We start from the raw sequence: 23,814 nt of genomic DNA, 5'->3' as shown, positions 1-23,814 counted from the left end.
CGGACGCCTCAGGCGACCGAGTCGACCACGGCGTGGCTGCTCGATTCGTCGCTGCGGATCGTGCCGCCGAACAGCATTTTCAGCCGGCCGCCGATCGAGATATCGGTTTCCCACAGCTCGGCGCTGTCGATATCGAAACGCAGCAGCGTCAGGTTGGGGTCTTCCTTCCCACCCGGGAACCAGGCTTCGACCTGATTATTCCAGAGCTTGTCGATCTGCGTGCGATCGTCGTCACGGCTGACGGTGCCCGCGAGGCACGCGAAGAAGTCGTGCCCCTTGCCGACGAACTGCGCCATGGCGTCGCCGCCCTTGGCAATGCGGTTGTCGCGGCCAGCGAAGAAGAACAGCGTATTGGGCTGTTCGTCGTCGATCTGCGCGGTCATCGGCTCGGAATGCTCGCCGTCCATCAGGCCAATCATCACGAACGGGCTGGACTTCAGCTTGTCGAGGAACTTGGCGGCCACTTCCTGCGGGCTGTCTTGATCGGCCATGCATCGTCTCCTGTACCGGGGGTTTGCCAGCAGAACGACCGCATCGGGGGTTGGTTGCGCGGAAAGACCGCATCGGCCACGATCGCCGGCGGCGGCAATCCTGCCGTCGCCACAAGGAGACACTGCAATGACGGTGGCCGACTTGTGCCAGATCCTGGGCGTCATCATCGCCTTTGCGGCCTTGGCCGTGAAGATCGTCGATAGTCGTAACAGGTAAAGCACACGGGCGGGGCTCGGGTAGCAGCTCGAGCTCCAAACGTTTTGGGCCTCGACCGTAGCAGCGGTCGAGGCCCACACAAGGAGGACACCAATGACAATGTCCGAGTCGCTACATACCCTTTTCGGGCCTAACTTTCAACTTACAGGACCTCGAACAGCCCCGCCGCGCCCATGCCGCCGCCGACGCACATCGTGACCACGACATACTTCGCACCGCGGCGCTTGCCCTCGATCAGCGCGTGGCCGGTCATGCGGGCGCCGGACATGCCGTAGGGATGTCCAATCGAGATAGCGCCGCCGTTCACATTGAGCAATTCGTCGGGAATGCCGAGCGTGTCGCGGCAGTAGAGGACCTGGACGGCGAACGCCTCGTTCAGTTCCCACAGGCCGATGTCCTTCATCGTCAGGCCGTTCTTTTCGAGCAGCTTGGGGATCGCGAAGACCGGGCCGATGCCCATTTCGTCGGGCTTGGTGCCCGCCACCGCCATGCCGACGTAGCGACCGAGCGGAGTCAGCCCCTTCGCGGCCGCGACCTTTTCCTCCATCAGCACCGATGCCGACGCGCCGTCCGACAGCTGGCTGGCATTGCCCGCGGTGATGACGCCGTCCGGCCCGACGACCGGCTGCAACGACTGCAAGCCTTCCAGCGTCGTATCGGCGCGATTGCCCTCGTCCTTCGACAGCGTGACGTCTTTGGTGCTGACCTCCTTCGTCACCTTGTCGACGACGTTCATCGTCGCCGCCATCGGCACGATCTCGTCATCGAACTTGCCCGCCGCCTGCGCCGCGGCGGTGCGCTGCTGCGACTGGAGGCCGTAGGCATCCTGCGCCTCGCGGCCGATGCCGTAGCGCTTGGCGACCGTTTCGGCGGTTTGCAGCATCGGCATATAGATGTCGTTGTGCATCGCGAGCAGCTGCTTGTCGGGGGCGACGCGCATCTGCGGGGTCTGGACCATGCTGATGCTCTCGACGCCGCCGCCGATCGCGACGTCCATGCCGTCGATCACGATCTGCTTGGCCGCGGTGGCGATCGCCATCAGGCCGCTGGCGCACTGGCGGTCGAGCGACATGCCCGACACGGTGATCGGCAGGCCGGCGCGCAACGCCGCCTGGCGCGCGATATTGCCCGCCTGATGCCCCTGCTGAAGCGCAGCGCCGAACACCACGTCTTCCACTTCGCCGCCATCGATGCCGGCGCGCTTGACGGCATGTTCGATGGCATGGCCGGCCAGCGCCTGCGGCGTCGTGTTGTTGAAGGCGCCGCGATAGGCGCGGCCGATCGGCGTGCGGGCGGTGGAAACGATGACGGCGGAGCGCATGGGCTGGCTTCCTTGATGGGGCGCGACGCGGCGCGCGGGTTCGGTGAATACAGAGTTGGCGTCAGACGAAAATCTGGCTGATCCATTCGGCGATCAGGGCCGGCTTGTCCTGCCCTTCGATCTCGACGACGAAATTGGTGGTCTGCTGGAACTGGCCCGGGCGCTTCTCGTCGAAGGCGAGCAGGGTGAAGCGGCCGCGCACGCGCGATCCCGAACGGACGGGGGTGAGGAAGCGGACCTTGTTGCCGCCGTAGTTGACGCCCATCCGCGCGCCTTCGATCTGCGGCGCGTCTGGCACCTTGCTGCTGAGCAGCGGCATTAGCGACAGCGTGAGAAAGCCATGCGCGATCGTGCCACCAAAGGGCGTCTGCGCCGCCGCGACGGGATCGATATGGATGAACTGATGGTCGCCGGTCGCTTCGGCGAAGCGATCGATCATCGCCTGCGTCACCTCGACCCAGTCGGACACGGTTTCGGTGCCGACCCTGTCCTTCATCGCCTGCGCGGTGATCGTCGTCACGAAGAATCGCCCTCCCGATTGCGGCGCGCGGATGACGTTCCGCGTCGCGCCATCCTGTAGGCGGAGCCGGGGGCGTTCCGCAAGCCCCTCTCCCGACCGAAAGCTTGAACCCCGGCATCCATACACGACGAACCGCGCCAAACGCGGCGGACCCGATGTTCGAAAACGCCTAGGACGCGGGGGCGTAGGGCATCACGAGCTTGCCGTCCGGGCCGGCGGTGTAGGTCGTCTGCGTCGGATAGGCGATGCCGATCCCTTCCGCGGCAAAGCGGCGGATCAACGACACCATGATGCGGTCGCGCATCGGGTGCGCGGTCGCCCAATCGTCGCCGGGGATGTCGAATTGCAGCACGAAATCGAGGCTGGAGGCGCCGAAGGTTTCGAAGCTGGACCGTGCGACCTTGCCGCCCTCGCCCTCGACGATCTCACGCATGATCTGCGGCACGCGGGCGAGCGTATCGGGCGGGGTTTCGTAGGTGACCCCGATCGTGAACGCGAGCCGGATATGGTCGCGCACGCTGATGTTCTGGATTTCCTTGTCGAGCAGCTGCTTGTTGCTGATCACGCGCAATTCGCCGGTGAAGGCGCGGATGCGCGTGCTCTTCAGGCCGATCGATTCGATGACGCCGTTGGTCGTGCCGTAGCTGATCTTGTCGCCGCGGCGGAACGGACGGTCGAAGATGATCGCGAGCGCGGCGAAGAGGTCGCCGAAAATGCCCTGTGCGGCGAGACCGATGGCGATACCGCCGACGCCCAGGCCAGCGATCAACCCGGTGACGTTGACGCCGAGATTGTCGAGCACGACGACCAGCGCGATCGCGAACAACGCGACGGTGACGAGCAGGCGGATGAGGCCCATCGCGCTGAGCAGCGCTTCGCCCGAATAATGTTCGCTGCTGGTGCGGTGCTCGATCGCGCCGAGGATCAGCTCGCGCGCCCAGATCGCCGCCTGGAATACGGAGGCGACGGTCCACAGGAAGTTGATCGTCGTCGACACCTGGCTCGGCGCACCGGCATAGCCCGCGACCAATTTGGCGGCGAGCATGACGATGAAGAAGTTGTTGGTGCGCGCGATCGCCCGCCCGACGATCGCGCCCCAGCCACGGCGGACGAGCGTTTCGGCGACGCCGCCGACGTCCCTGCGTCGGCACAGGCGTTCGCCGAGCCGGCGCAGGCCGTGCAGCGCGACGACGATCACCACGCCGACGGCGAGCGCGATGAGGATTTGCAACCAGTGCGTGTGCAGCCAGACTTCGCTGGCGGTGTACAGGCCGGTCAATTGGTCCTGGACGCCGTTGCTGTCGAAGATCGGCGAAGCGGTAGCGGTCGTATTTTTGGACATAAGGAGATCAGGCCGCGGCTTTCAGCGGCGCCGTGCTGGGTGTGCCGGCTTCGAGGAAGGCGATGAGCCCCCGCTCTTCACGGCTGAGATGACGGGCGGAACGCGGCAGGCGCAACGCGCGGCGGAAGGCGCCCTGCCCCGTCTTCACCAAGGCGATGAGGGACGGGTGGACGTAGCTCTTGCGTGCGATGGCGGGCGTGTTGCCCAAGCGGGCGACAACGGGTTCGAGCAGCGCCTTCAGGCTGAGGTCCGCCTCGGCGCGGGCCAGTGCCTCGAACGCGGCGACGCTGGCGCCCCAGGTGCGGAAATGCTTGGCGGTGAAGTCGCCGCCGGTCGCGCGCTTGATATAGTCGTTGACGTCGGACGAGGTGACGGGGTGCGCGTCGCCATCGTCGTCCACCCAGGCGAACAGATGCTGTTCGTCGAGGTCCTGCATCTTGCGCACCGTCGCCGCGAGCCGCTTATCGGTGATCGCGACATCGCGTTCCTTGCCGGATTTGCCCCTGTAGCGCAGCTTCAGCGTGTTGCCGCGGACGGTGCCGTGGCGCTTGCGCAGCGTCGTGGCGCCGTAGCTCTTGTTCGTTTCGGCATAGGCTTCGTTGCCGACGCGCAGGTGACCGATGTCGAGCAGGCGCACGACCGCGGCGATGGCGCGATCGCGCGGCAGGCCGCGTGCGGACAGATCCGCCTCGACGCGGGCGCGCAGCTTAGGCAGGCAATGGCCGAAATCGGCGCATTTTTCGTATTTCGCCGCTTCCTGCGCTTCGCGAAAGCCGGTGTGATAGCGATATTGCTTGCGCCCCTTCTCGTCCCAGCCGACCGCCTGGATATGGCCGTTGGGCTTGGGGCAAAACCAGGCGTCGCGATAGGCGGGGGGCAGGCCGACCGCGTTCAGCCGGTCGATCTCGTCACGATCAGTGATCCGGTCGCCATCGGGCGCATAATAGGCCCAGCCATTGCGAACCTTGCGGCGCGTGATGCCGGGCTTGGAATCATCGCAATAGACTATGCGTGCGGCCAATTGGGCACTCCCTTCCTAGTAGGAAATGCCCAGGCGACGCAGGCGGTTCCGAGCGCTACCCCGCGGCGCGCGGCCGCCCGAGCGCGTTGACCCAGCGTTGCGCGGGCCGTTCAACCCAGCGGTAGAGGAGCACGGACGCGGCGAAGACCAGCGCGAGATAGAGCGCGATGACCGGCCAGGGCACCGACGCGGCATCGCGGACGGCGACGAGCTTGAATGCCTTCCACAGCAGGAAATGCGACAGATAGGTTGCGTAGCTGATGTCGCCGAGCGCGTGGAGCCAGCGCCCCTCGAGCGGATGGTGCGGCGTGCCGGCGGTCAGCGCCAGCGCGAGCAGCAGCGCGGCGAACGTGACGGGCGCGGCGAGGGTTTCGGGCAAACCCAGCACCCATGCCGCCGCGCCGACCGCGGCGATGCCGAGTGACCAGACGAGCGACGGGCGGCCCAGGAACAGCGCGGCGAGGATCGTGCCGGTGGCGAATTCGGCGAGACAGCGGATGAGGCCGAAGCGCGGAATGTCCCAGCCCAGCGTCGGCGCACCCTGCATGGCGATGTGCAGGCCAGCGAGGATCGCCGCTGCGATGGCCACCAGCGCAAGCGCGGGCAGGCGTCGCCATTCGATCGTCAGGATCAGCAGCGGGAACAGCAGATAGGCGGCGAGTTCGCAGCTGATCGACCAGGCCGGATCGTTCCAGTGCAGCGCATCGGTGACGCCCCAATTCTGCACCAGCAGCCCATGCAGCGGCAGTTCGGCGAAGGGAAAGGCGGGGTCGCTGCGCCCGGTCGCCCACAGCGCGAGCGCCAGCGCGACGCCGAAGGCCAGCATGACGCCATGCAGCGGCCAGATGCGCGCGACGCGCTTTTGCAGGAAGCGGGCGATGCCGGCGGCACCCTGCCCGCGCAGCCGGTCGTGCCAGGTCAGCCAGATGACGAAACCGGACAAGAGGAAGAAGAAATCGACGGCGAGATAGCCCTTGGCGAACACCGCCTCGACGCCGTGCGGCAGGCCCGCGATGCTGGCGCGAATGTGGTAGAGGACGACCAGCCACGCGGCGATGCCGCGCGCGGAGGTGAGGGCGCGCAGTTCGCTCATGCTGGAATGGCGTCGCCCCGTGGCTTGCGCAGCGGCGCCTGGCCCTCTTCGCTGCGGCGGCGGGCGAGATAGGTGTCGAGGCCGATCTGCGCGCCGAGCAGCATGTAGATGAACGGCTGGAAGGCGATGGCGATGAACGCCGCGCCGAGCAGGTAGACGAGATGCGCGGTCTGGAGCGCAGCGGCGAGCGGACCCGCCCAGCCGAAGGGGCCGGCGGGATCGCGATAGCGGCGGCGCAGCACTTCCATGCGAACGAGGCCGATCAGGCTGATCGCCAGCCACAAGGCCAGGCCGGGATAACCCTGTTCGCCCAGCATCTCGAAATAGGCGCTGTGATAGCCGCGCGCCTTGTCGGTCACCGCCTGATCGGCGACGGTCGCGGCGGCATCGCCCTGCGCCGCGGTCGTCTTCTTGATCTCGTAGCGGATGTGGTTCCCGCGGAACGCCTCGAACCCGCCGCCGAAGGGGTGCGCCTTGGCATAGTCGATCGTCCACTGCCACACGGCGATGCGGGTGGAGGCGGATTCGTCGGCGTCATGGCTCTTGATCGTGCTCATCCGCTCGGTGAAGCTCGCGGGCAGGAACGGCACCGCGAGCAGCCCGGCCGCGCCGATCATGGCGAGATAGGTGAACTTGCGCTTGGTGTTGCGCAGCGAGAGCAGCGCGACCAGCACGGTGCACAGCGTGCCGGTGCGCGTCGAGGTGCCGATCGGGATCAGCAGGCAGGCGAAGATCAGGCACAGGCAGAAGCCCTTCACCTTCCAGTCGGGCGGGAAGATCGTGCCCCAGCGCATGAACCAGGCGATCAGCGGCACGATCGCGATCGCGACGGTGGAGATGGTCGACCCCTCGTACAGGCCCGAATTGTTGGTCACCATCAGGTCGAGCTGGCCATAGCCGCCGCCGCCGGCCGCGGTCTTGATGCCGCCGACGATGATGATCGTCGCCGCCGACAGGATCATGAACAATAGCAGCGATTCGATGCGCAGGCGCGTGCGCAACGTCAGCGGCAGGAAGGCGGCGAAGGCCAGGCACTTCCACACCCAGTCCCATTTGTCGCGCGCGTCGACGGGGAAGTCCGCGCCCATCGTCGTGATCCCGCAATAGAGCAGCAGCAGGATGATGAGGCCCTGTCGCGGCGCGAAGCGGCTGTCGCTCTTGTCGTCCATCAGCAGCCAGCCACCGACCGCCAGCACCACCGCGATCAGCGAAATCGGCACGGCGTTGAGCAGGATATACGTCAGCCGCTGCGGCGAGACGATGTCGATATAGACGTAGGCGCACACCAGCAGGAACGGACGGCGAAGGCCCATTCCGAACAGCGCGGCGAGGAAGGCGACGAAGACGAGATCACGCACCGGCGGGCGGCTCCGGCGGCGTGCTGCGGCGAGCGCGCCAGTGGCGCGGCGGCGGCGCTTCGGAATCGAGGTCGGGGCGGCGCAGCAGGCGCCAGGCGGCGAGCAGCATCAGGCCGTGCGTCAGCGCCAGCGACAGATTGTCGATCATCGCGTGCGAGCGCTCCTTGTCCAGGCGACAGGTGTAGGGGGTTCGGGTTGATGCGGCGTTAAGGGATTACTCGCTTCGTCATCCCGGCGGACGCCCGAATCCATGGTTGCGGTGCCGCTTGTGGTGTGACCGCCCCGGACGCCGCGTGTCCATGGATTCCGGCGTTCGCCGGAATGACGAGTGGGACTAGATGCGGTAGAAAGCCACCGCCACTGCGGCGATCAGCAGCGCAACCATCAGCAATACCGGCACGCGCTTCGCCCGGCGCGCCGCGGCGGCGGTTTCGTAGGCTTGCATGTCGAACCAGAAGCGGCCCTGCCCCACCGCACGGATCGATCCGTCGGCGATCATCGCGGCGAAGGCCTTCGCCTCGCGCGCGTCGGCGGGCGTGAAGGGCATCGCGTCGTCGGCGATCACCGCATGCGCCGCGACGAAGCGCGGGGCGATCGTGCCGTGGACCAGATAGCGGTCGCGCACCGTGCCGCGCAGGCCGGATGTCGCGACGCGCGTCAGCCGGTCGCTCACCGCCGCTTGCCGTTGTGGCGGATGTTGCCGGGCCGACCGCGGCGCGTGACGACGCGATCCTTGCGGCCACCCTTGATGCCCTTGCCGAGATGCCGCGGCCCGGGCGCGGCGCCCTTGCCGCCGGGCAGTTCGAAGCGCAGCGCGCCCGACACCGGGTTCGCCTCGGCAAGGCGGAGTTCCAGCCGTTGCCCCAGCGCATATGCCTCGCCGCTGTCCTCGCCGGTCAGCGTGCGGGCCGCCTCGTCGAAGCGGAAATATTCGCCGCCCAGGTCGCGGACCGACATCAGGCCGTCGCCGCCGATCCCCTCGACGGTGGCGAAGAAGCCGTAATTCTGCACGCCGGTGATCCGCGCCGACACCGTCTCGCCGACGCGTTCGGCGAGGAAGGCGGCGACATAGCGGTCGATCGTGTCGCGCTCCGCCTCCATCGCGCGGCGTTCGAGCGCGCTGATCGTCGTGCCGATCTGCTCCATCGCCTCGGCATCCGCCTTGGTGAGCCCGCCCTCGCCCAGGCCATAGGCCGCGACGAGCGCACGGTGGACGACGAGGTCGGCATAGCGGCGGATCGGCGAGGTGAAGTGCGCGTAGCTACCCAGCGACAGGCCGAAATGCCCCTGGTTGGCGGGCGCGTAATAGGCCTGAGTCTGCGTACGCAGCACCTGCTCCATCACCTGCGGGCGGAAGTCGGCTTCTGGGCCGATCCGGTCGAGGATGTGGTTGAACGTCGCCGGGCGAATGAGCTGGCCGAGCGCGAAGGGCACGTCGAACGTCTCGAGATAGTCCTTCAGCGCGACGAGCTTTTCACGGCTGGGCGGTTCGTGGACGCGGTACATCACCGGCGCCTTCTTCGCCTCCAGCGCCTTGGCGGCGGCGACGTTGGCGGCGATCATATAATCCTCGATCAGCCGGTGCGCATCGAGCCGTTCGCGCGGCGCGACCGACATGATCCGGCCCTGCTCGTCGAGCACGACGCGGCGTTCGGGCAGGTCGAGGTCGAGCGGTTCGCGCGCATCGCGCGCCTTCGCCAGCGCGCGCCAGCAGGCCCAGAGCGGGCGCAGCACGTCGATCATCGCGCCGGCATCGGCGTCGATCGTCGCCTGCGCCTCTTCATAGGCAAGGTTGGCGGCGATCCGCACGCGGGCGCGGGCGAAGCGCCAGCTTGCCAGCTTGCCCGATTTGGAGATGTGAAGGTGGCAGACGAGCGCCGCGCGATCCTCGCCTTCCTTCAGCGAGCACACTTCCGCCGACAGGATTTCGGGCAGCATCGGCACGACGCGATCGGGGAAATAAACCGAATTGCCGCGCCGCCGCGCCTCGCGGTCGAGCTCCGAGCCGGGGCGGACGTAAAAGCTGACGTCGGCGATCGCGACGACCGCCTGCCAGCCGCCGTCCTCATGTGGCGCGGCCCAGACGGCATCGTCATGATCGCGCGCATCGACCGGGTCGATCGCGACGATCGGCAGGTGCGTGAGGTCTTCGCGGTCTTCGCCCAGCGGCAGTTCCGACACGCGCTTTGCCTCGTCGAGCGTATCGCCCGAGAAGACGTCCGGGATGCCGAGCTTGTGGATCGCGATCAGCGAGAAGCTGCGCGGTGCGAACGGATCGCCCAAGCGCTGGACGACGCGGACGGTGATGCGCGGCGGTCGCCCGCCCATTTCCGCCATGACGAGGTCGCCCGCCGCCGCGCCGCCGGTGTCGGAGACGGGAAATTCGCGTCGCTCCTTCTTCTCGACGCCGGTCAGCCAGAACCGCTCGCCCTCTTGCCGCAGCACGCCGAGAATTTGCTCCGAAGCCTTGGCGAGCACCTTCATCGGATGCGCGATCCAGCCCTTGCCCGCCTCTTCGGTGCGGGCGAGGATGCGTTCGCCGATGCCGAGCGCGCCACGCTTGCGTTCGCGGACGCGCAGCCGCGGTACGGGGCCGTCCGCCTCCCAGCGATCGGGCACCGCCCAGACGTTGCCGCCATCGTCCACGTCGGCGATGCGCAGCACGGTCACCTTGGGCAGGCCGCCCATCTTGTGAAAGGCGCGGCCGGGGGCGCTGTCGATCAGGCCTTCGTCGGCCATGTCCTTCAGCATCGCCTTCAGCGCGATCTTTTCCTGCGCGGTCAGGCCGAAGGCCTTGGCGATCTCGCGCTTGCCGGCGGGAACCTCCGATTGCGTGATGAAGTCGAGGATCTGCGCCTGCGTCGGCAGGCCGGGTCTGGGTTTCTTTGCCACTTAGTGGAGATAGGGCGCGCGGGCGGGTTCGTCACCGCATGTTTGTTCACGCCAAGGCGCGAAGACGCGACGAGGTTGCGAATGAGCGAGGCCATCCTGCTTCTTCGCGGCTTCGCGTTGTCGCGTGAACCGACTATGGGCCTACCCATGTCCGTCACCGTTGCCGCGCTGTACCACTTCACCCGTTTCGCCGATCCCGCCGCGCTACAGGGCCCGCTGCTGGCCTTTTGCGAGGCGCAGGGCGTGCGCGGCACGCTGTTGCTGGCGGAGGAAGGGATCAACGGGACGATCGCCGGACCGGCCGAGGGCGTCGACGCGGTGCTCGCGCATATCCGCGCCCTGCCCGGCTGTGCGGCGCTGGAGGTGAAGTTCTCCGCGGCGGACACGATGCCCTTCCACCGTACCAAGGTGCGGCTGAAGCGCGAGATCGTGACGATGGGCGAGCCGCTGGTCGACCCGACCGATCCCGGCACCTATGTCGATCCCGCCGACTGGAATGCGCTGATCGCCGATCCGGGCACGGTGCTGATCGACACGCGCAACGATTACGAGGTGGCGGTCGGCACGTTCGATGGCGCGGTCGATCCCGAGACGCGGTCTTTTCGCGAATTTCCGGGCTGGTTTCGGGCGCATCGCGATGAATTGCTCGCCGGCACCAAGCGCGTCGCGATGTTCTGCACCGGCGGCATCCGCTGCGAAAAGGCGACGGCGTTCCTGAAGGCGGAGGGCGTGCCCGACGTGTTCCACCTGAAGGGCGGCATCCTGAAATATCTGGAAGAGGTGCCCGCCGAGCAGAGCGCATGGCGAGGCGAATGTTTCGTGTTCGACGAACGGGTGGCGGTGGGGCACGGCCTGGCGCCGGGTAGCCATGGCCTGTGCCGCGCGTGCCGGATGCCGGTGTCGGAGGCGGATCGCGCGTCGCCCTTGTACGAGGAGGGGGTGAGTTGCCCGCGCTGCCACGACACTCGCGATGCGGCGGATCGGGCGCGCTATGCGGAGCGGCACCGGCAGGCGCAGCTGGCGGAGGCGCGCGGCGAGGCGCATGTCGGGCGACGGTTTGGGGATTGAGCGCGTCGCGCACCCGCCCTCACCCTTCCGGCGCTGGCGCGCCTCCCTCCCTCTCCCGATGGCAGAGGGAAGAGACGGCGAAGCCGTCGATAGGGTGAGGAAGCGTGCGGGACGGTCGCCTGTCGGATGAACCAACCCCCGGCATCGTCGTTATGCTGCCGTAACAGGAGGCTCGACGGATGCTGTTCACCACCACCACGCAATTCGCCGCGCTGGCGCTGTGCCTCATCGCAGGCTGGTTCTTCGGATTGGCGAGCAGCAGCGGCGGCAAGAAGTGGAAGGCGCGCTATGCCGCGGAGCGCGAGGCGCACGGCACCTATCGCAAGCAGGGCGATACGAGCCTGGCTGCCGCGAATGCCCGCGTCGCCGAACTGGAGCGCGAGAATGCGCGGCTGACCGAAGCGGCGCAGGCCCGGCCCGTCGCGGCGCAGGTCGCCACCACGACGGCGCCGACGATCGGCGAGCGCCTGACCGGCCGGCGTCAGACCGCCGCCCGCCCGGCCTATCCGGCAGGCCAGCGTCCGGGCTGGTTCGACTTCGGTCCGCGGTCGCGGGTGTAAGCGGACGATAAGGCGCGCGTGTTAGCGGACCGATCGCCGCGCACGCCTTTCCGTCAATAAGCCAGGCGCAAGCCGGCTCGCGGCCAACGCATCGTCACCAGCTGGCCGCTGCCCGACAGCGTGACATACGCATCGTGCAGATCGTCCCCGCCCCAGCAGATGTTGGTCGTGAACACGTCGTCGGTCGCGACGAATTCAACAAGATCGCCCGCCGGGGACACGACGCTGATCCCGCTTTCTCCGATCGTCGCGACGCAGATGTTCCCGCTGGCCTCGACACCCAGCGAATCGAAGAACTTATACCCCGCCGGTCGATAGACCGGGATGCCGGGCCCGCCCGGCCCGCCGCCGGGCGCGACCTTGCCGGGGGCGGTCACGTCGAACGCCATCAGCCGGCATGTGTAGGTCTCTGCCGCGTAAAGGCGGCTGCCGTCGGGTGACAGGCCGATGCCGTTCGGGTTTTCCGACGGGAACACCACCTCTTCCAGGAAGCTGCCGTCCGCCTTGGCGTAGAAGATGCCGGTGACGTCGCGCTCCCGGGGGCGCGTCTTGCCGTGGTCGGTGAACCAGAAGCCGCCATGCGCATCGAACACGATGTCGTTGGGGCCACGCAGCGAACAGCCGAAATCGCCGTCGGCGTACAGCACGTCGACCGTGCCGCGCAGCGGGTCGATCCGTTCGATGCGCCCGCCGCTATACTCGTCGGCCTGTCCGTGCGGCGCCAGAAAACCGCCCGCCTCATGCCAGTTGAACCCGCCGTTGTTGCAGCAATAGAGCTTGCCGTCGGGCCCCATCGCCAGGCCATTCGGTCCGCCGCCCGGCTCTGCGACCACGTCGATCCGGCCCTCCGCATCGATGCGGGTGATGCGCCCGGCCGCGATCTCGACCAGGATGACGCTGCCGTCGGGCATCGCCACCGGTCCTTCGGGAAAGCGCAGGCCCTGCGCCACCGTCCGCCACGTCATCCGCGCGCCTCTCCCACGTCGTCGATGCTGACGCAGCATCGCCAGCGGCGGTGGCGCTGGCAAGTCCCTTCCTCGACATCGTCGCCGCCGCGGGGCACAGTCGCGCGCATGGAGAGACAGACCCGGACCGGCGGCCGCATCCTCGTCGACCAATTGCTCGCGCAAGGGTGCGAACGCATCTTCACCGTGCCGGGCGAAAGCTTCCTCGCGGTGCTCGATGCGCTACACGATACGCCGCAGATCGAAACCGTGGTGTGCCGGCAGGAAGGCGGCGCGGCCTTCATGGCGTGCGCCGACGGTACGCTGACGCACCGGCCGGGCATCGCCTTCGTGACGCGCGGGCCGGGCGCGACCAACGCCTCGATCGGCGTGCATGTCGCGCGGCAGGATTCGCAGCCGATGATCCTGTTCATCGGCGACGTCGACCGCGGCACCCGCGATCGCGAGGCGTTTCAGGAGGTCGATTTCGCTGCGATGTTCGGGCCGCTCGCCAAATGGGCGGCGCGCATCGACGATGCGGCCCGCATCCCGGAATATGTCGCCCGCGCCTATGCGGTGGCGATGAACGGGCGGCCGGGGCCGGTGGTGCTGGCGCTGCCCGAGGACATGCTGCTCGATGCGGTCGAGGCCACCGACCGGCCGCGTGTTGAGCGCGCGGCGCAGGGGTGCGACGAGGGCGCGATGGCGCAGCTTGCGGATCTGCTCGCCACCGCCGAACGCCCCGTCGCGATCGTCGGCGGTGCGGGATGGGATGGGATCGCGGCGCAGGATTTCGCCGCCTGGGCGGATCGCACCGGTGTACCCGTCGCCGCCGCCTTTCGCCGGCAGGATGCCATCCCCAACGCCTGCCCCGCCTATGCCGGGAATCTGGGCTATGGCCCGAACCCGAAGCTCGTCGCGCGGATCAAGGCCGCCGACATGTTGCTGGTCGTGGGCCCGCGACTGGGTGAGGCGACGACCGATGGCTATGCGCTGATCACCCCGGAGCATCCGGGCCAGCGGCTGATCCACGTCCACCCGGACGCCGACGAGCTGGGCATGACGTACCGCACCGACCTGGCGATCTGCGCCGGCATGGCGGAATTTGCGGAAGGCTTGAACGCGATCGACGGACCGCCGAACGCCGGTGGCGCCGCCGCGCATGCCGATTGGCAGGCGTGGTCGACGCCCGCGGCGCGCGACGGCGTGGCGATGGACCTGGGGCCCTGCGTCGCGGCGATGCGTGAGGCGCTGCCCGCGGATACGATCATCTGCAACGGCGCGGGCAATTACAGCGGCTGGTGGCACCGCTATTGGCCCTATGCCGCGCCGGGCACGCAACTGGCGCCAACGGCGGGGGCGATGGGCTATGGCCTGCCCGCCGCCGTTGCCGCGGCGCTGCGCCATCCGGGGCGGCAGGTGGTGGCGCTCGCCGGCGACGGCTGTTTCCTGATGAACGGGCAGGAACTGGCGACCGCGGTGCAATATGACGCGCAGCTGCTGGTACTGGTGATCGACAATGGCGGATACGGCACGATCCGCATGCACCAGGAGCGCGAGTTTCCGGGCCGCGTGTCGGGCACGGCGCTGGCCAATCCCGATTTCGCGGCGCTCGGCCGGGCCTATGGCTGCTGGGCGGAGACGGTGACGCGGACCGAGGATTTCGCGCCGGCGCTCTCGCGCGCGCAGGCGCAACGCGGGGTGCGCCTGTTGCATATCCGCACCGATATCGAGGTCATCACCGCCGGCACCACGCTGAGCGCGGTGGCGCGGCGGGGATGACGCCGCGCCGCGTTACGCCAGTTCGATGATCGCATCGACCTCGACCGCCGCGCCCAGCGGCAGGACGGGGACGCCGACGGCGCTGCGGGCGTGCTTGCCGGCGTCGCCGAACAGCGCGACCATCAGTTCGGACGCGCCGTTCGCGACCTTGGGCTGATCGGTGAAGTCGCCGTGGCTGTTGACGAACACGCCCAGCTTCACGATGCGCTTGATGCGCGACAGGTCGCCGCCGAGGTGCTTCTTGACCTGCGCGACGATCATCAGGCCGCACAGGCGCGCGGCCTCTTGCCCCTGTTCCAGCGACACGCCGTCGCCCAGGCGGCCGGTGACGAGCTGGCCGTCCTTGAAGGGCAGCTGGCCCGACAGGTGGAGCATGCCGCCCGCCTCGACCACCGGCACATAGGCCGCGACCGGCGCCGCCGCATCAGGCAGGGAGAGGCCGAGTTCCTCGAGCTTGCGATCGACGTGCGTGGTCATGGCAGTATCCTTCGATGATGCGTTGCCCGTGCGTCTAGCCGATGGCGCAGCGGGCGGTAAACCGTCAGGCGGCGGGTTGCCCCGCGGCGAAGCGCGCGGCGATCCAGTCCGCCGCCTCGCGCCAGTCGTCGATGCGCGCATGCGCGTGCGGCGCGGGAGCGACGCTGGGCGCCAGGCTGGGTTCGGAGACCATGTGCAGCCGGTGGACCTGCGGCGCGTGACGCGACACCGATTCGTGATGGACGGCCAGATCGTCGACGAACACCGTCACCGGGTTGCCATGCTCCTCGACGAGGCGCGACACGGGATCGCCTTTGCCGCCCTGGTTGCATTCGACACGGTGATGAATGCCGAAGGCGGCGAGCTGGTCGATCCGCGCGGTGCGGCAGCTGTCGAGCAGATTGGTGAGGACGACGATGTCCGCCACCTCGCTGAGCCGCGCCAACGCCTCGGCAGCGTGGGGGACCAGGGTCTGGCGGTGCATTTCGGAGGGGAAGAAGCCGCCGAGCATCGACCACATCTCCGCCTGCGTCGGCGTCTCGCCCGTCGAGCGGCGGCGCATCGAATTGGCAAAATCGGCGCCATCGGGCGTGAAGTCGATATCGTGCGTTTCGCGCACCCATGTGCCGAAATGCTTGACCATATGCAGCAGCACTTCGTCGCAATCGGTGATCAGCAAGAATCGGGGTGTCTGGGTCATCAGCGAGCCTCCAGCATCTGGTGTGCGGCGACCAGCGCCGACGGGGTGACGCCCAGCGCATCGGCGCAGGCGATGAGATCGGGTTCATACGCCTCGAGATAGGCCAGCACCGCGGCGAGCACGGCGGGTTCGCCGGCACGGGCGCGCAGATCGTCGGGGTAGAGGCCGGTCGTCGCGATCAGGCGATCGGCACGCGCCTGTTCGCCGAGCGTCCAGGCCAGTGCCTGAAGCCCCAGCAATTCCGCATCGGGGGTGTTTGTATCGCGACCGCGCATTGCCTATCGTCCGCTGACTGGAAAGGATCGGTGACCCACGTGGCGAAACGGGTGCTCGTTGTCGAGGACAACGAACTCAATCTGAAGCTGTTCTGCGACCTGCTGCGGGCGCACGAGTTCGTCGCCGAACCGGTGCGCGACGGACGCGAGGCCGTGGCTCGCGCGCGCGAGGTGATGCCGGACCTGATCATCATGGATATCCAGATGCCGCATGTGACGGGATATGAACTGATCCTGGAGCTGATGGCGGACGAACAGCTGCGCGATATCCCGGTGATGGCGGTCACCGCCTATGCGGGACGTGACGACGAGGAGCGGATCCGGGCGGCAGGCGCGCGATCCTATGTCTCGAAGCCGATCAGCCTTGCGCGATTCATGGATGCGGTGAACGCGCTGGTCTGACCGGAGCGACGCGACACGAAAAAGGCACCCTGCCGCGGCGATCGGGCCGCGACAGGGTGCCGCGCGCTCTCAGCGCCCTTACCCCCCGAAAAGGGCGCGGGAGCTGCGAGCTATGGGTAAAAACGACGATTCCTCAACGCGGTTCCCGGCGTCATCCCGCCAGCATCATCCACACGGCCATCGCAACCATCATCAGGTTTTCGGTCAGCGACACGAAACCCAGCGGCACGTTGCTGTCGCCGCCGACGCAGGCGCATGTGAGTTCGCGCCGATCGACATACACCGCCTTGTAGACCGACACCGCGCCCACACCGCCGATGACGAGCGCGACGGGCACCGACAGCCATGTCGCGACGCCCGCGATCATCAACACGCCCGCCAGCCCCTCCAGATACGGGTAGAGCGTGGCATAGGGCACCCAGCGTTGCGCGAGCAGGTCATAGCCCAGGAACATCGTCGCGAATCGATCGACGTTCTGGAGCTTCAAGATCGCGAGCACGACCATGCTGAACGCGATGAACCATTCGCCGGCGCGGACCGTGACCGGCGAGCCGAAGGCGGCGAGACTGGCGGCCATCGCCATCAGCGCGGTCATCGCGAATACGGCCAGGACCGGGCGATAGCTGACCGCCTTGGGGTCCGGCACCGACAGTCCGAAATAGCGGCGCAGGTCGTCGTAGCCGCCGATCCGCACGCCATCGATGAACGTCTGCGGCGTGGTCTTCACGTCATGTTCGGCCTTGAACGCATCGGTTTCGGCACGAGTCGTCAGGTGCCGATCGTCGACCGCATAGCCTCTGCGACGCAGCAGATCGCGTGCCTTCAGGCCATAGGGACAGATGTGGGTCGGCATGACCATGCGGTAGAGGACGGCGCGCTTCGACATGACCGACATGTGGGGATGCGGCCGTCAGGCTGCCAGCACCCCGCATAAACCAAGGGCGGCCCCCTCGATTCGAGAGGACCGCCCTTAGCCCGTAGTGACGCGATACAGGGCGGCCGGATCGTCCGGCCACCACGGTCCGCTATGCCGACCGAACATGAACGCAATGTGGCCGAACCTAGCCCCCACCATGGCTTCGTCACAAAAACGCATAGGTTGCCCGCACGTCGCTTTCCGTACGCGGGCACGCACGCGAAGAGCCGCCGATGCGCGGGGCACCGGCGGCTCTTCGCGATTCGATTCGGCAAGCAGCGCGGGGCGGCTGCGCCCCGGCGGCAGCTTACTTGATCTTGGCTTCCTTGAACTCGACGTGCTTGCGCACGACGGGGTCGTACTTGCTGAAGCTCAGCTTCTCGGTCTTGGTGCGCGGGTTCTTCTTCGTGACGTAGAAGAAGCCGGTGTCGGCGGTGCTGACGAGCTTGATCTTGACGGTAGTCGGCTTGGCCATGAGCCCTAATCCTGAAAACAAGGAGAGCGGCAGCACCAACGCCGCCGCTCGATCAGTCGCGGCGCATGGGCCAGACGGCGACGAAAGTCAACCGCGGATGCCCTCACCCCCATCGTTAACCACCACGTTACCGGTGCGGGCGCATGAATGCCACATGACATGACGGGAGCGGAACATGGGGCATCAGGGGCATATCAACGACATGGCGCTGGACGCGGTGCGCGCCGATCTGGCCGCGCGAATCGCCGCGATCGACGTGAAGGCGCCTTATACGTGCGCACGCGACCTGAAGCCCGATATCAACCAGATCCGCCTGATCGCGCATCGTCATGGCCTGAACCCCGCGGTGACGGTCGCACATTTCGTCGATTCGGCACTGTCGCGCGGCGAACATGGCGCCCTGGTGCATGGCTGGCTGTCGATGCTGGGTGACGCGGTCGCCTGCGACCGGCAGGACGTGCGGGCGTGCGACACATTTGCGGCGGCCTGTTCGGTGCGCCTCGCAAGCTGAACACCGACGGCGGGACGGAACGGCATGGATGTACTGATGGCGGCGCTGGTCGCCGCCGCGCTGGCACAGGTGGGCGACCGCCCTGCCTGGCTCGCCGCGATCCTGGCCGATCGCTACCGCGCGCCGGGCCTCGTCATCGCGATGGCGGCCATCGCGCTTGCCGTGGCCGCGGGATTGGCGGGCGTGGCGGGGGGCCTGATCGCCCCGCAGTTGACGCCCGAGGCGAAGCAGCTGTTCCTGGCGCTGGCGCTGGTGTTGCAGGGCGGCGGCGCGCTGTTTCCCGCCAAGGCCCCCGACCGGCTCGAACGCTGGCGGCTCGGCGCTGCGGCGACCAGCCTGCTCGGGCTGTTCATCCTCGCCTTCGGCGACGGCGTGCAGTTCATCGTCCTGACTCTGAGCGCTCGGGCCGAACTGGTGTGGCTCGCGCCGCTGGGTGCGACGCTGGGATCGCTTGCCGTGATTGCGCCGGCGGCGCTGCTCGGTGAAGCGGGATGGCGCGCGCTGCCGCTGCGGTCGCTGCGGATCGCGATCGGCATCCTGTTCCTGATCGTCGGGCTCTGGCTTGGCGTGGGGGCCCTGCGTCTGATCTAGCCGCCCGATCAGCCTGACCATGATTCCTGATGCAAAATCCCGGTCCGACCGGGAGCGTTTGCGCTATCGGATCGTTTCCGCAACGAACCCATTTCTGTCAGGAGCTTCCCCATGGCCGACGTCAATCCGGCGCTTAGCACGCCCACCGATCTGTCGAACACGCGCTCGGTCGCCGACGCCCTCAATGCCTCGCTCGCCGATTGCTATGCGCTGTATCTGAAGACCAAGAACTTCCACTGGCACGTCAGCGGCCCGCATTTCCGCGACTATCACCTGCTGCTCGACGATCAGGCCGCGCAGATCCTGGGCGTGACCGATGCGATCGCCGAACGCGTGCGCAAGACCGGCAACGTGACACTGCGCTCGATCGGCGACATCAGCCGCCGCCAGACGATCGCCGACAATGACAAGGAGTTCGTCGAAGCCGGCGCGATGCTGGCCGAACTGCGCGAGGACAATCTGAAGCTGGTCGAAAGCTTCCGCGCGGTGAAGGACGCGGCCGAAGCGGCCAAGGACAATGCGACCAGCGGCATCGTCGACGATTGGACCGACCAGGCCGAAGAGCGCGCCTGGTTCCTGTTCGAAGCCAGCCGCAAGGGCTGACCCGGCTTGTCCGTCGCCCCGGACCCGATCCGGGGTGACGGTTCGACGGCTGCGGCCGGCCGTCAGCGGGAGGGGATCGGGCCGACGCGCACCAGCCACAGGTCGGGCGGCGCGCCGAAGCGGATCGGCAGATTGCTGGTGCCCAGCCCTGCCGTCACCACCGTCAGCCGATGCGGATCGCGCACGATGCCGCAGCGATAGCGCGGATTGGTCACCTCGACCGGCGCGCCGATCAGCGGCAGCACCACCTGCCCACAATGCGTGTGGCCGGCGAGCAGCAATGTCGTGCGCCGCGACAGCTTCACCGCGACATCGGGCGAATGCGCGACCATCACGCCGGCACCCGCCAGCGTCGCGAGTGCCGCCTGGGTCGAGGCGATACGATCGTGATGCGTCGCCGGATCGTCGAGGCCGCCGAGCGCAAGCGGCCCGAGCCCCTCACCCTGGTTGACCAGCACGACCACGCCGATCCGCCGCAGCATCGCCGCGATCGGGGCAGGATCGGTCCAGTGATCGTGGTTGCCGAGCACTGCGACGACCCCCAGCGGGGCCTTCAATTGCGACAGCGGGCGCGCCAGCAACGGGATCGCCCGCTCCGCCTCGCCGACGCCGCGCCCCTCGATGAAGTCGCCGGCCAACACGACCAGATCGGGGTGGAGCGCATTCACCTGCCCAACGATGCGGGCCAGCCGCCCCTCGTCCATCGCCATGCTTTCCATGTGGATATCGCTCATCAGCGCGATCGTCATCGGCGGTTTGCCGGCCGGCCAATCGGGCAGCGCCATCGTCACGCGGCGAACGACCGGATCGGCGCGGGCGTTGCGATAGCCGATGAGGAAGACGACGCCGGCGATAAAGGCGACGATCAGCGCGGCACTGAGAAGCGGACGTTTCACGATGCGGGTCCTAGCGGGAGCGCTTCGGCGGCGCCATGCGTTCGTGTGTCCATGCAAGCCTTTGCCGCGCTTCTCGATTCGCTGATCTACACGCGGGGGCGCAACGCGAAGCTTAAGCTGATCGTCGATTATCTGCATGCGACGCCCGATCCCGATCGCGGCTGGGCGATGGCGGCGCTGACCGGCGATCTCGATCTGCCCGGCGTGAAGCCCGCGCAGATACGGGCGCTGATCGAGGCGCGGGTTGACCCCGTGCTGTTCCGGATGAGCCGCGACTATGTCGGCGACACGGCCGAGACGGTGGCGCTGCTGTGGCCGGCGCCGGTGGTGCCGCCGCCGGATGCCGGTCCGCTGTCAATCACCGCTGCGGTCGATGCGCTGCGCCATTTGTCGCGTTCCGATGCCCCCGCGGTGCTCGCCGGCATGCTCGACCGGCTGGATGCGGAAGAGCGGTTCGCGCTGCTCAAGATGGCGACCGGGGGCCTGCGCATCGGCGTGTCGGCGCGGCTCGCCAAGACCGCGCTGGCGCAGGCGTTCGGGCTGGACGTCGACGCCGTGGAAGAGGTGTGGCATGGCCTGTCGCCACCCTATGCCAGCCTGTTCGCCTGGGCGGAGGGAAAGGGCGCACAACCCACCCCGGCGGACGTGCCGGTCTTCCGCCCCTTCATGCTCGCGCACGGGCTGGAGGATGCGCAGGTCGACCTCGCCGATTATGCCGCCGAGTGGAAATGGGACGGCATTCGCGTCCAGATCGTCCATGTCGCGGGCCAGACGCGCCTGTACAGCCGCACCGGCGACGACGTGACCGGCAGCTTTCCCGACGTCGCCGCGGCCTTTACCACGCCCGGCACGGTCGATGGCGAACTGTTGGTGAAGGGCGAATTCCAGGGCGGTGCGCTGGACGACGGTGGTGGGGCAGCGAGCTTCAACGCGCTGCAACAGCGGCTGGGACGCAAGCAGGTGTCGGCGAAGATGCTGGCCGACTATCCCGCGTTCGTCCGCCTGTACGACATCCTGTTCGACGGGCCCGAGGATTTGCGGGCGCTACCTTGGACGGAGCGGCGCGACCGGCTGGAGGCGTTCGTGCCACGACTCGATCCCGATCGCTTCGATCTCAGCCAGGTGATCGCGGCCGGCAGCTTCACCGAATTGGAGGCGATCCGCGCCGGTGCGCGCGATGCGGCAATCGAAGGCGTGATGCTGAAACGCCGCGACAGCCCCTATGTCGGTGGGCGGCGCGCCGGCCTGTGGTACAAATGGAAGCGCGATCCGCTGACCGCCGATTGCGTGATGATGTACGCGCAGCGCGGCAACGGGCGGCGATCGTCCTATTACAGCGACTATACCTTCGGCTGCTGGACCGACGAGGGCGAGCTGCTGCCGGTCGGCAAGGCCTATTCGGGGATCACCGACGAAGAATTGCGCATGCTAGACAGCTTTGTCCGCCGCCATACGGTGAAGCGCTTCGGCCCGGTGCGCGAAGTGGAAAAGACGCTGGTGCTGGAGATCGCGTTCGATTCGATCCACACCTCCACCCGGCACAAGTCGGGCGTCGCGATGCGCTTCCCTCGCATCGCCCGTATCCGCACCGACAAGCCCGCGGCAGAGGCGGATCAGGTCGAAACGCTGCGGCGGCTGGTGACGTAAGGCGGGAGCAACTTGCAGCCGCCTACGCGACGTCATTCCAGCGAACGCCGGTTTCTCCCTGTTGTCGCGCCGGGCGAGAGCCGCTCGAGGCCCAAGCCTTCGCTGGGGCGACGTTTCCGGGGGCGCCTGTCGATCAGTACGCCCGGGCGAGCAGCACGCGTTCGACGGCCGGCGCGCCGGTGAAGACGCAGGCGCCGTCCGCCGGGGCCTGATCGCCCGGCGCGTTGCGGATCGTCAGCTTCAGCGCCTTCAGCCGCTCGACCACCTGATCAAGCGCCGCACCGGTCGGGCGCGACCATTGCACCTCGACCCAGCCGGGGTTCTTCTGCCCTTCGGCGAAATGCGCCTCGACCGCAGCAAAGTCCGCCGCTGGCACGATCGCCGCCTGCATCCGCGCGGTCGCCTGTTCGTGCAGCGCCTGCTGGATCGCGGCGAGGAGCGAAGGCGCATCCGCCTCGAAGTCGCCGCGCGGCATCACTGCCGCGTCGAGCTTGCCGTCCTCGCGATACAGCCGGTCGCGGCGGATCACCGAGACGTTGCCGCCCGCCATGTCGCGGCCGCCGATCTCGATGACGATCGGCGCGCCCTTCTTCACCCAGCCCCAGCGCTTGGTCGCGGCCTTGGCGGGCTTGAGGTCGAGCAGCGCGCGCACCGGCTCGCCCAGCGCGGTCAGGCCGGCGAGGTTCGACTGGATGTCCTTGGCGTAGGCGATCAGCGCCTCGTCCTCGGGCTGGTCGCGCAACATCGGCACGATCACGATCTGCCACGGCGCGATGCGCGGTGGCACGCGCAGGCCGTCGTCGTCGCCATGCACCATGATGACGCCGCCGATCATGCGGGTGCTGACGCCCCAGCTGGTCGTGTTCGCCAGCTCCAGCTCGCCGCTGGCATTCTGGAAGCGGATGTTCTGCGCGTGCGCGAAATTGGTGCCGAGGAAGTGGCTGGTGCCCGCCTGCAGCGCCTTGCCGTCCTGCATCATCGCTTCGATGCTGTAGGTCGCGACCGCGCCGGGGAAGCGCTCATTTTCGGGCTTCTCACCGGCGACGACCGGCAGCGCGAGGCAGGTCTCGGCGAAATCGCGATAGACTTCGAGCATCTTGCGCGTCTCTTCGCGCGCCTCGTCGGCGGTCGCGTGGGCGGTATGCCCCTCCTGCCACAGGAATTCGCTGGTGCGCAGGAACATGCGCGTCCGCATCTCCCAGCGAACCACATTGGCCCATTGGTTGATGAGCACGGGCAGGTCGCGCCACGACTGCACCCAGCGGGCAAACGCGGTGCCGATCACCGTCTCCGACGTCGGGCGCACGACCAAAGGCTCTTCCAGCTTGGCGGCGGGATCGGGCTTCAGGCCGCCGTGGCCGTCGGGGATCAGGCGATGGTGCGTGACGACCGCCATCTCCTTGGCGAAGCCCTCGACATGCTCGGCCTCCTTTTCGAAATAGGACAGCGGGATGAAGAGCGGGAAGTAGCAATTCTCATGCCCCGTCGCCTTGATCCGATCGTCGAGCAGGCGCTGGATCCGCTCCCAGATGCCATAGCCCCACGGCCGGATGACCATGCAGCCGCGCACGCCCGATTCCTCGGCGAGGTCGGCCTCGGTGATGACGGATTGATACCAGGCGGCGAAATCGGCGTCGCGGGTGACGGGGAGAGCGTGCTTCATGGTGGTGGCTCTTATCTCCGACGGACGTTTCCGTCACCCCGCAAGTCCT

The 23,814-nt window shown here is 67.8% G+C and carries 26 protein-coding genes; 8 read left to right on the top strand and 18 right to left on the bottom strand.

Annotated elements, in window-relative coordinates; all coding sequences use genetic code 11:
* Nucleotides 1-8 precede the first annotated feature (8 nt).
* The 10 genes from GGR47_RS01210 to GGR47_RS01165 form a co-directional block, all read right to left on the bottom strand.
* A complete protein-coding gene (locus GGR47_RS01210; protein WP_147035854.1) occupies nt 9-491 on the bottom strand; it encodes a pyridoxamine 5'-phosphate oxidase family protein in 483 nt (160 codons plus the stop codon).
* A gap of 359 nt (nt 492-850) precedes the next feature.
* A complete protein-coding gene (locus GGR47_RS01205; protein WP_147035835.1) occupies nt 851-2,029 on the bottom strand; it encodes an acetyl-CoA C-acyltransferase in 1,179 nt (392 codons plus the stop codon).
* Nucleotides 2,030-2,090: 61 nt separating this feature from the next.
* Entirely contained in the window at nt 2,091-2,525 is a 435-nt protein-coding gene (locus GGR47_RS01200; protein ID WP_172436207.1) for a MaoC family dehydratase, read from the bottom strand.
* A 193-nt stretch (nt 2,526-2,718) separates the two neighbouring features.
* A complete protein-coding gene (locus GGR47_RS01195; protein WP_147035836.1) occupies nt 2,719-3,891 on the bottom strand; it encodes a mechanosensitive ion channel family protein in 1,173 nt (390 codons plus the stop codon).
* A gap of 7 nt (nt 3,892-3,898) precedes the next feature.
* Nucleotides 3,899-4,912 carry a DNA topoisomerase IB gene (locus tag GGR47_RS01190; RefSeq protein ID WP_147035837.1) on the bottom strand — a complete coding sequence of 338 codons (1,014 nt, stop codon included), beginning with the start codon at nt 4,910-4,912 and terminating at the stop codon, nt 3,899-3,901.
* 55 nt (nt 4,913-4,967) lie between these two features.
* Complete coding sequence (locus tag GGR47_RS01185) at nt 4,968-6,005, bottom strand: acyltransferase family protein (protein ID WP_147035838.1); 1,038 nt, start codon at nt 6,003-6,005, stop codon at nt 4,968-4,970.
* Entirely contained in the window at nt 6,002-7,363 is a 1,362-nt protein-coding gene (locus tag GGR47_RS01180) for a DUF5935 domain-containing protein (RefSeq protein ID WP_017977482.1), read from the bottom strand. Before GGR47_RS01180 ends, GGR47_RS01185 begins: the two co-directional genes overlap by 4 nt.
* Entirely contained in the window at nt 7,356-7,511 is a 156-nt protein-coding gene (locus tag GGR47_RS01175) for a hypothetical protein (protein WP_017977481.1), read from the bottom strand. The genes GGR47_RS01180 and GGR47_RS01175 overlap by 8 nt, the downstream gene beginning before the upstream one ends.
* Nucleotides 7,512-7,697: 186 nt before the next feature.
* Nucleotides 7,698-8,036, bottom strand: a complete 339-nt coding sequence (locus GGR47_RS01170; RefSeq protein ID WP_147035839.1) for a hypothetical protein — start codon at nt 8,034-8,036, stop codon at nt 7,698-7,700.
* Nucleotides 8,033-10,255, bottom strand: a complete 2,223-nt coding sequence (locus tag GGR47_RS01165) for a ribonuclease R family protein (protein ID WP_147035840.1) — start codon at nt 10,253-10,255, stop codon at nt 8,033-8,035. Before GGR47_RS01165 ends, GGR47_RS01170 begins: the two co-directional genes overlap by 4 nt.
* A gap of 147 nt (nt 10,256-10,402) precedes the next feature.
* Between GGR47_RS01165 and trhO the strand changes: the two genes are divergently transcribed.
* Together trhO and GGR47_RS01155 are read left to right on the top strand one after the other, a co-directional pair.
* Nucleotides 10,403-11,323: an oxygen-dependent tRNA uridine(34) hydroxylase TrhO gene (gene trhO, locus GGR47_RS01160; protein WP_147035841.1), complete on the top strand. Its 921-nt coding sequence runs from the start codon at nt 10,403-10,405 to the stop codon at nt 11,321-11,323.
* Between the two features lie 179 nt (nt 11,324-11,502).
* Nucleotides 11,503-11,883 (top strand): hypothetical protein, encoded by a 381-nt coding sequence (locus GGR47_RS01155; protein ID WP_147035842.1) that lies wholly within the window; start codon nt 11,503-11,505, stop codon nt 11,881-11,883.
* Nucleotides 11,884-11,936: 53 nt separating this feature from the next.
* Here the strand turns inward: GGR47_RS01155 and GGR47_RS01150 are convergent, their stop codons facing one another.
* Nucleotides 11,937-12,848: an SMP-30/gluconolactonase/LRE family protein gene (locus GGR47_RS01150; protein ID WP_147035843.1), complete on the bottom strand. Its 912-nt coding sequence runs from the start codon at nt 12,846-12,848 to the stop codon at nt 11,937-11,939.
* A gap of 108 nt (nt 12,849-12,956) precedes the next feature.
* On the opposite strand from GGR47_RS01150, the gene GGR47_RS01145 reads away from it, so the two are divergent.
* Nucleotides 12,957-14,609, top strand: coding sequence for a thiamine pyrophosphate-binding protein (locus GGR47_RS01145; RefSeq protein ID WP_147035844.1), 1,653 nt, complete (start codon nt 12,957-12,959; stop codon nt 14,607-14,609).
* Nucleotides 14,610-14,621: 12 nt separating this feature from the next.
* On the opposite strand, the gene GGR47_RS01140 is transcribed toward GGR47_RS01145, so the two are convergent.
* The 3 genes from GGR47_RS01140 to GGR47_RS01130 form a co-directional block, all read right to left on the bottom strand.
* Complete coding sequence (locus GGR47_RS01140) at nt 14,622-15,086, bottom strand: RidA family protein (protein WP_147035845.1); 465 nt, start codon at nt 15,084-15,086, stop codon at nt 14,622-14,624.
* 64 nt (nt 15,087-15,150) lie between these two features.
* Complete coding sequence (locus tag GGR47_RS01135; RefSeq protein WP_017977473.1) at nt 15,151-15,786, bottom strand: hypothetical protein; 636 nt, start codon at nt 15,784-15,786, stop codon at nt 15,151-15,153.
* Entirely contained in the window at nt 15,786-16,061 is a 276-nt protein-coding gene (locus GGR47_RS01130) for a DUF3572 domain-containing protein (protein WP_017977472.1), read from the bottom strand. Before GGR47_RS01130 ends, GGR47_RS01135 begins: the two co-directional genes overlap by 1 nt.
* A gap of 39 nt (nt 16,062-16,100) precedes the next feature.
* Here GGR47_RS01130 and GGR47_RS01125 point away from each other — a divergent pair, with 39 nt between their 5' ends.
* The gene (locus GGR47_RS01125; protein ID WP_018250532.1) at nt 16,101-16,463 is read left to right on the top strand and encodes a response regulator; all 363 of its coding nucleotides are present in this window, start codon (nt 16,101-16,103) and stop codon (nt 16,461-16,463) included.
* 151 nt (nt 16,464-16,614) lie between these two features.
* On the opposite strand, the gene GGR47_RS01120 is transcribed toward GGR47_RS01125, so the two are convergent.
* Both GGR47_RS01120 and rpmG read right to left on the bottom strand, forming a co-directional pair.
* Complete coding sequence (locus GGR47_RS01120; RefSeq protein WP_147035846.1) at nt 16,615-17,358, bottom strand: MauE/DoxX family redox-associated membrane protein; 744 nt, start codon at nt 17,356-17,358, stop codon at nt 16,615-16,617.
* A gap of 328 nt (nt 17,359-17,686) precedes the next feature.
* Entirely contained in the window at nt 17,687-17,854 is a 168-nt protein-coding gene (rpmG, locus tag GGR47_RS01115) for a 50S ribosomal protein L33 (protein ID WP_017977469.1), read from the bottom strand.
* Between the two features lie 175 nt (nt 17,855-18,029).
* Between rpmG and GGR47_RS01110 the strand changes: the two genes are divergently transcribed.
* The 3 genes from GGR47_RS01110 (at nt 18,030) to GGR47_RS01100 (ending at nt 19,559) form a co-directional block, all read left to right on the top strand.
* On the top strand, nt 18,030-18,365 hold the full coding sequence (locus tag GGR47_RS01110) for a hypothetical protein (RefSeq protein ID WP_043060516.1): 336 nt from the start codon (nt 18,030-18,032) through the stop codon (nt 18,363-18,365).
* 24 nt (nt 18,366-18,389) lie between these two features.
* Complete coding sequence (locus GGR47_RS01105) at nt 18,390-18,956, top strand: TMEM165/GDT1 family protein (protein WP_147035847.1); 567 nt, start codon at nt 18,390-18,392, stop codon at nt 18,954-18,956.
* A 111-nt stretch (nt 18,957-19,067) separates the two neighbouring features.
* Entirely contained in the window at nt 19,068-19,559 is a 492-nt protein-coding gene (locus GGR47_RS01100; RefSeq protein WP_147035848.1) for a Dps family protein, read from the top strand.
* A 62-nt stretch (nt 19,560-19,621) separates the two neighbouring features.
* Here the strand turns inward: GGR47_RS01100 and GGR47_RS01095 are convergent, their stop codons facing one another.
* Nucleotides 19,622-20,455, bottom strand: a complete 834-nt coding sequence (locus GGR47_RS01095) for a metallophosphoesterase (RefSeq protein WP_147035849.1) — start codon at nt 20,453-20,455, stop codon at nt 19,622-19,624.
* 51 nt (nt 20,456-20,506) lie between these two features.
* Between GGR47_RS01095 and GGR47_RS01090 the strand changes: the two genes are divergently transcribed.
* Nucleotides 20,507-22,102, top strand: coding sequence for a cisplatin damage response ATP-dependent DNA ligase (locus GGR47_RS01090; protein WP_147035850.1), 1,596 nt, complete (start codon nt 20,507-20,509; stop codon nt 22,100-22,102).
* 133 nt (nt 22,103-22,235) lie between these two features.
* Here the strand turns inward: GGR47_RS01090 and proS are convergent, their stop codons facing one another.
* Nucleotides 22,236-23,765 carry a proline--tRNA ligase gene (proS, locus tag GGR47_RS01085; RefSeq protein ID WP_147035851.1) on the bottom strand — a complete coding sequence of 510 codons (1,530 nt, stop codon included), beginning with the start codon at nt 23,763-23,765 and terminating at the stop codon, nt 22,236-22,238.
* Between the last annotated feature and the right edge of the window lie 49 nt (nt 23,766-23,814).

The sequence above is a fragment of the Sphingomonas aquatilis genome, assembly GCF_014196115.1.
In the GTDB taxonomy this organism is placed as follows: Bacteria; Pseudomonadota; Alphaproteobacteria; order Sphingomonadales; family Sphingomonadaceae; genus Sphingomonas; species Sphingomonas aquatilis.
This window is presented reverse-complemented; position numbering and strand designations above follow the sequence as displayed.

Bases quoted from the DNA above. Each gene is read 5' to 3' on its own strand.
- GGR47_RS01210 (WP_147035854.1), bottom strand. From the start codon at position 491: ATGGCCGATCAAGACAGCCCGCAGGAAGTGGCCGCCAAGTTCCTCGAC.
- GGR47_RS01110 (WP_043060516.1), top strand. From the start codon at position 18,030: ATGGGGCATCAGGGGCATATCAACGACATGGCGCTGGACGCGGTGCGC.
- GGR47_RS01100 (WP_147035848.1), top strand. From the start codon at position 19,068: ATGGCCGACGTCAATCCGGCGCTTAGCACGCCCACCGATCTGTCGAAC.
- GGR47_RS01205 (WP_147035835.1), bottom strand. From the start codon at position 2,029: ATGCGCTCCGCCGTCATCGTTTCCACCGCCCGCACGCCGATCGGCCGC.
- GGR47_RS01150 (WP_147035843.1), bottom strand. From the start codon at position 12,848: ATGACGTGGCGGACGGTGGCGCAGGGCCTGCGCTTTCCCGAAGGACCG.
- trhO (WP_147035841.1), top strand. From the start codon at position 10,403: ATGTCCGTCACCGTTGCCGCGCTGTACCACTTCACCCGTTTCGCCGAT.
- GGR47_RS01140 (WP_147035845.1), bottom strand. From the start codon at position 15,086: ATGACCACGCACGTCGATCGCAAGCTCGAGGAACTCGGCCTCTCCCTG.
- GGR47_RS01120 (WP_147035846.1), bottom strand. From the start codon at position 17,358: ATGTCGGTCATGTCGAAGCGCGCCGTCCTCTACCGCATGGTCATGCCG.
- rpmG (WP_017977469.1), bottom strand. From the start codon at position 17,854: ATGGCCAAGCCGACTACCGTCAAGATCAAGCTCGTCAGCACCGCCGAC.
- proS (WP_147035851.1), bottom strand. From the start codon at position 23,765: ATGAAGCACGCTCTCCCCGTCACCCGCGACGCCGATTTCGCCGCCTGG.
- GGR47_RS01155 (WP_147035842.1), top strand. From the start codon at position 11,503: ATGCTGTTCACCACCACCACGCAATTCGCCGCGCTGGCGCTGTGCCTC.
- GGR47_RS01130 (WP_017977472.1), bottom strand. From the start codon at position 16,061: ATGCGCGGTCGCGATACAAACACCCCCGATGCGGAATTGCTGGGGCTT.
- GGR47_RS01145 (WP_147035844.1), top strand. From the start codon at position 12,957: ATGGAGAGACAGACCCGGACCGGCGGCCGCATCCTCGTCGACCAATTG.
- GGR47_RS01200 (WP_172436207.1), bottom strand. From the start codon at position 2,525: ATGAAGGACAGGGTCGGCACCGAAACCGTGTCCGACTGGGTCGAGGTG.
- GGR47_RS01195 (WP_147035836.1), bottom strand. From the start codon at position 3,891: ATGTCCAAAAATACGACCGCTACCGCTTCGCCGATCTTCGACAGCAAC.
- GGR47_RS01175 (WP_017977481.1), bottom strand. From the start codon at position 7,511: ATGATCGACAATCTGTCGCTGGCGCTGACGCACGGCCTGATGCTGCTC.
- GGR47_RS01185 (WP_147035838.1), bottom strand. From the start codon at position 6,005: ATGAGCGAACTGCGCGCCCTCACCTCCGCGCGCGGCATCGCCGCGTGG.
- GGR47_RS01135 (WP_017977473.1), bottom strand. From the start codon at position 15,786: ATGACCCAGACACCCCGATTCTTGCTGATCACCGATTGCGACGAAGTG.
- GGR47_RS01105 (WP_147035847.1), top strand. From the start codon at position 18,390: ATGGATGTACTGATGGCGGCGCTGGTCGCCGCCGCGCTGGCACAGGTG.
- GGR47_RS01090 (WP_147035850.1), top strand. From the start codon at position 20,507: ATGCAAGCCTTTGCCGCGCTTCTCGATTCGCTGATCTACACGCGGGGG.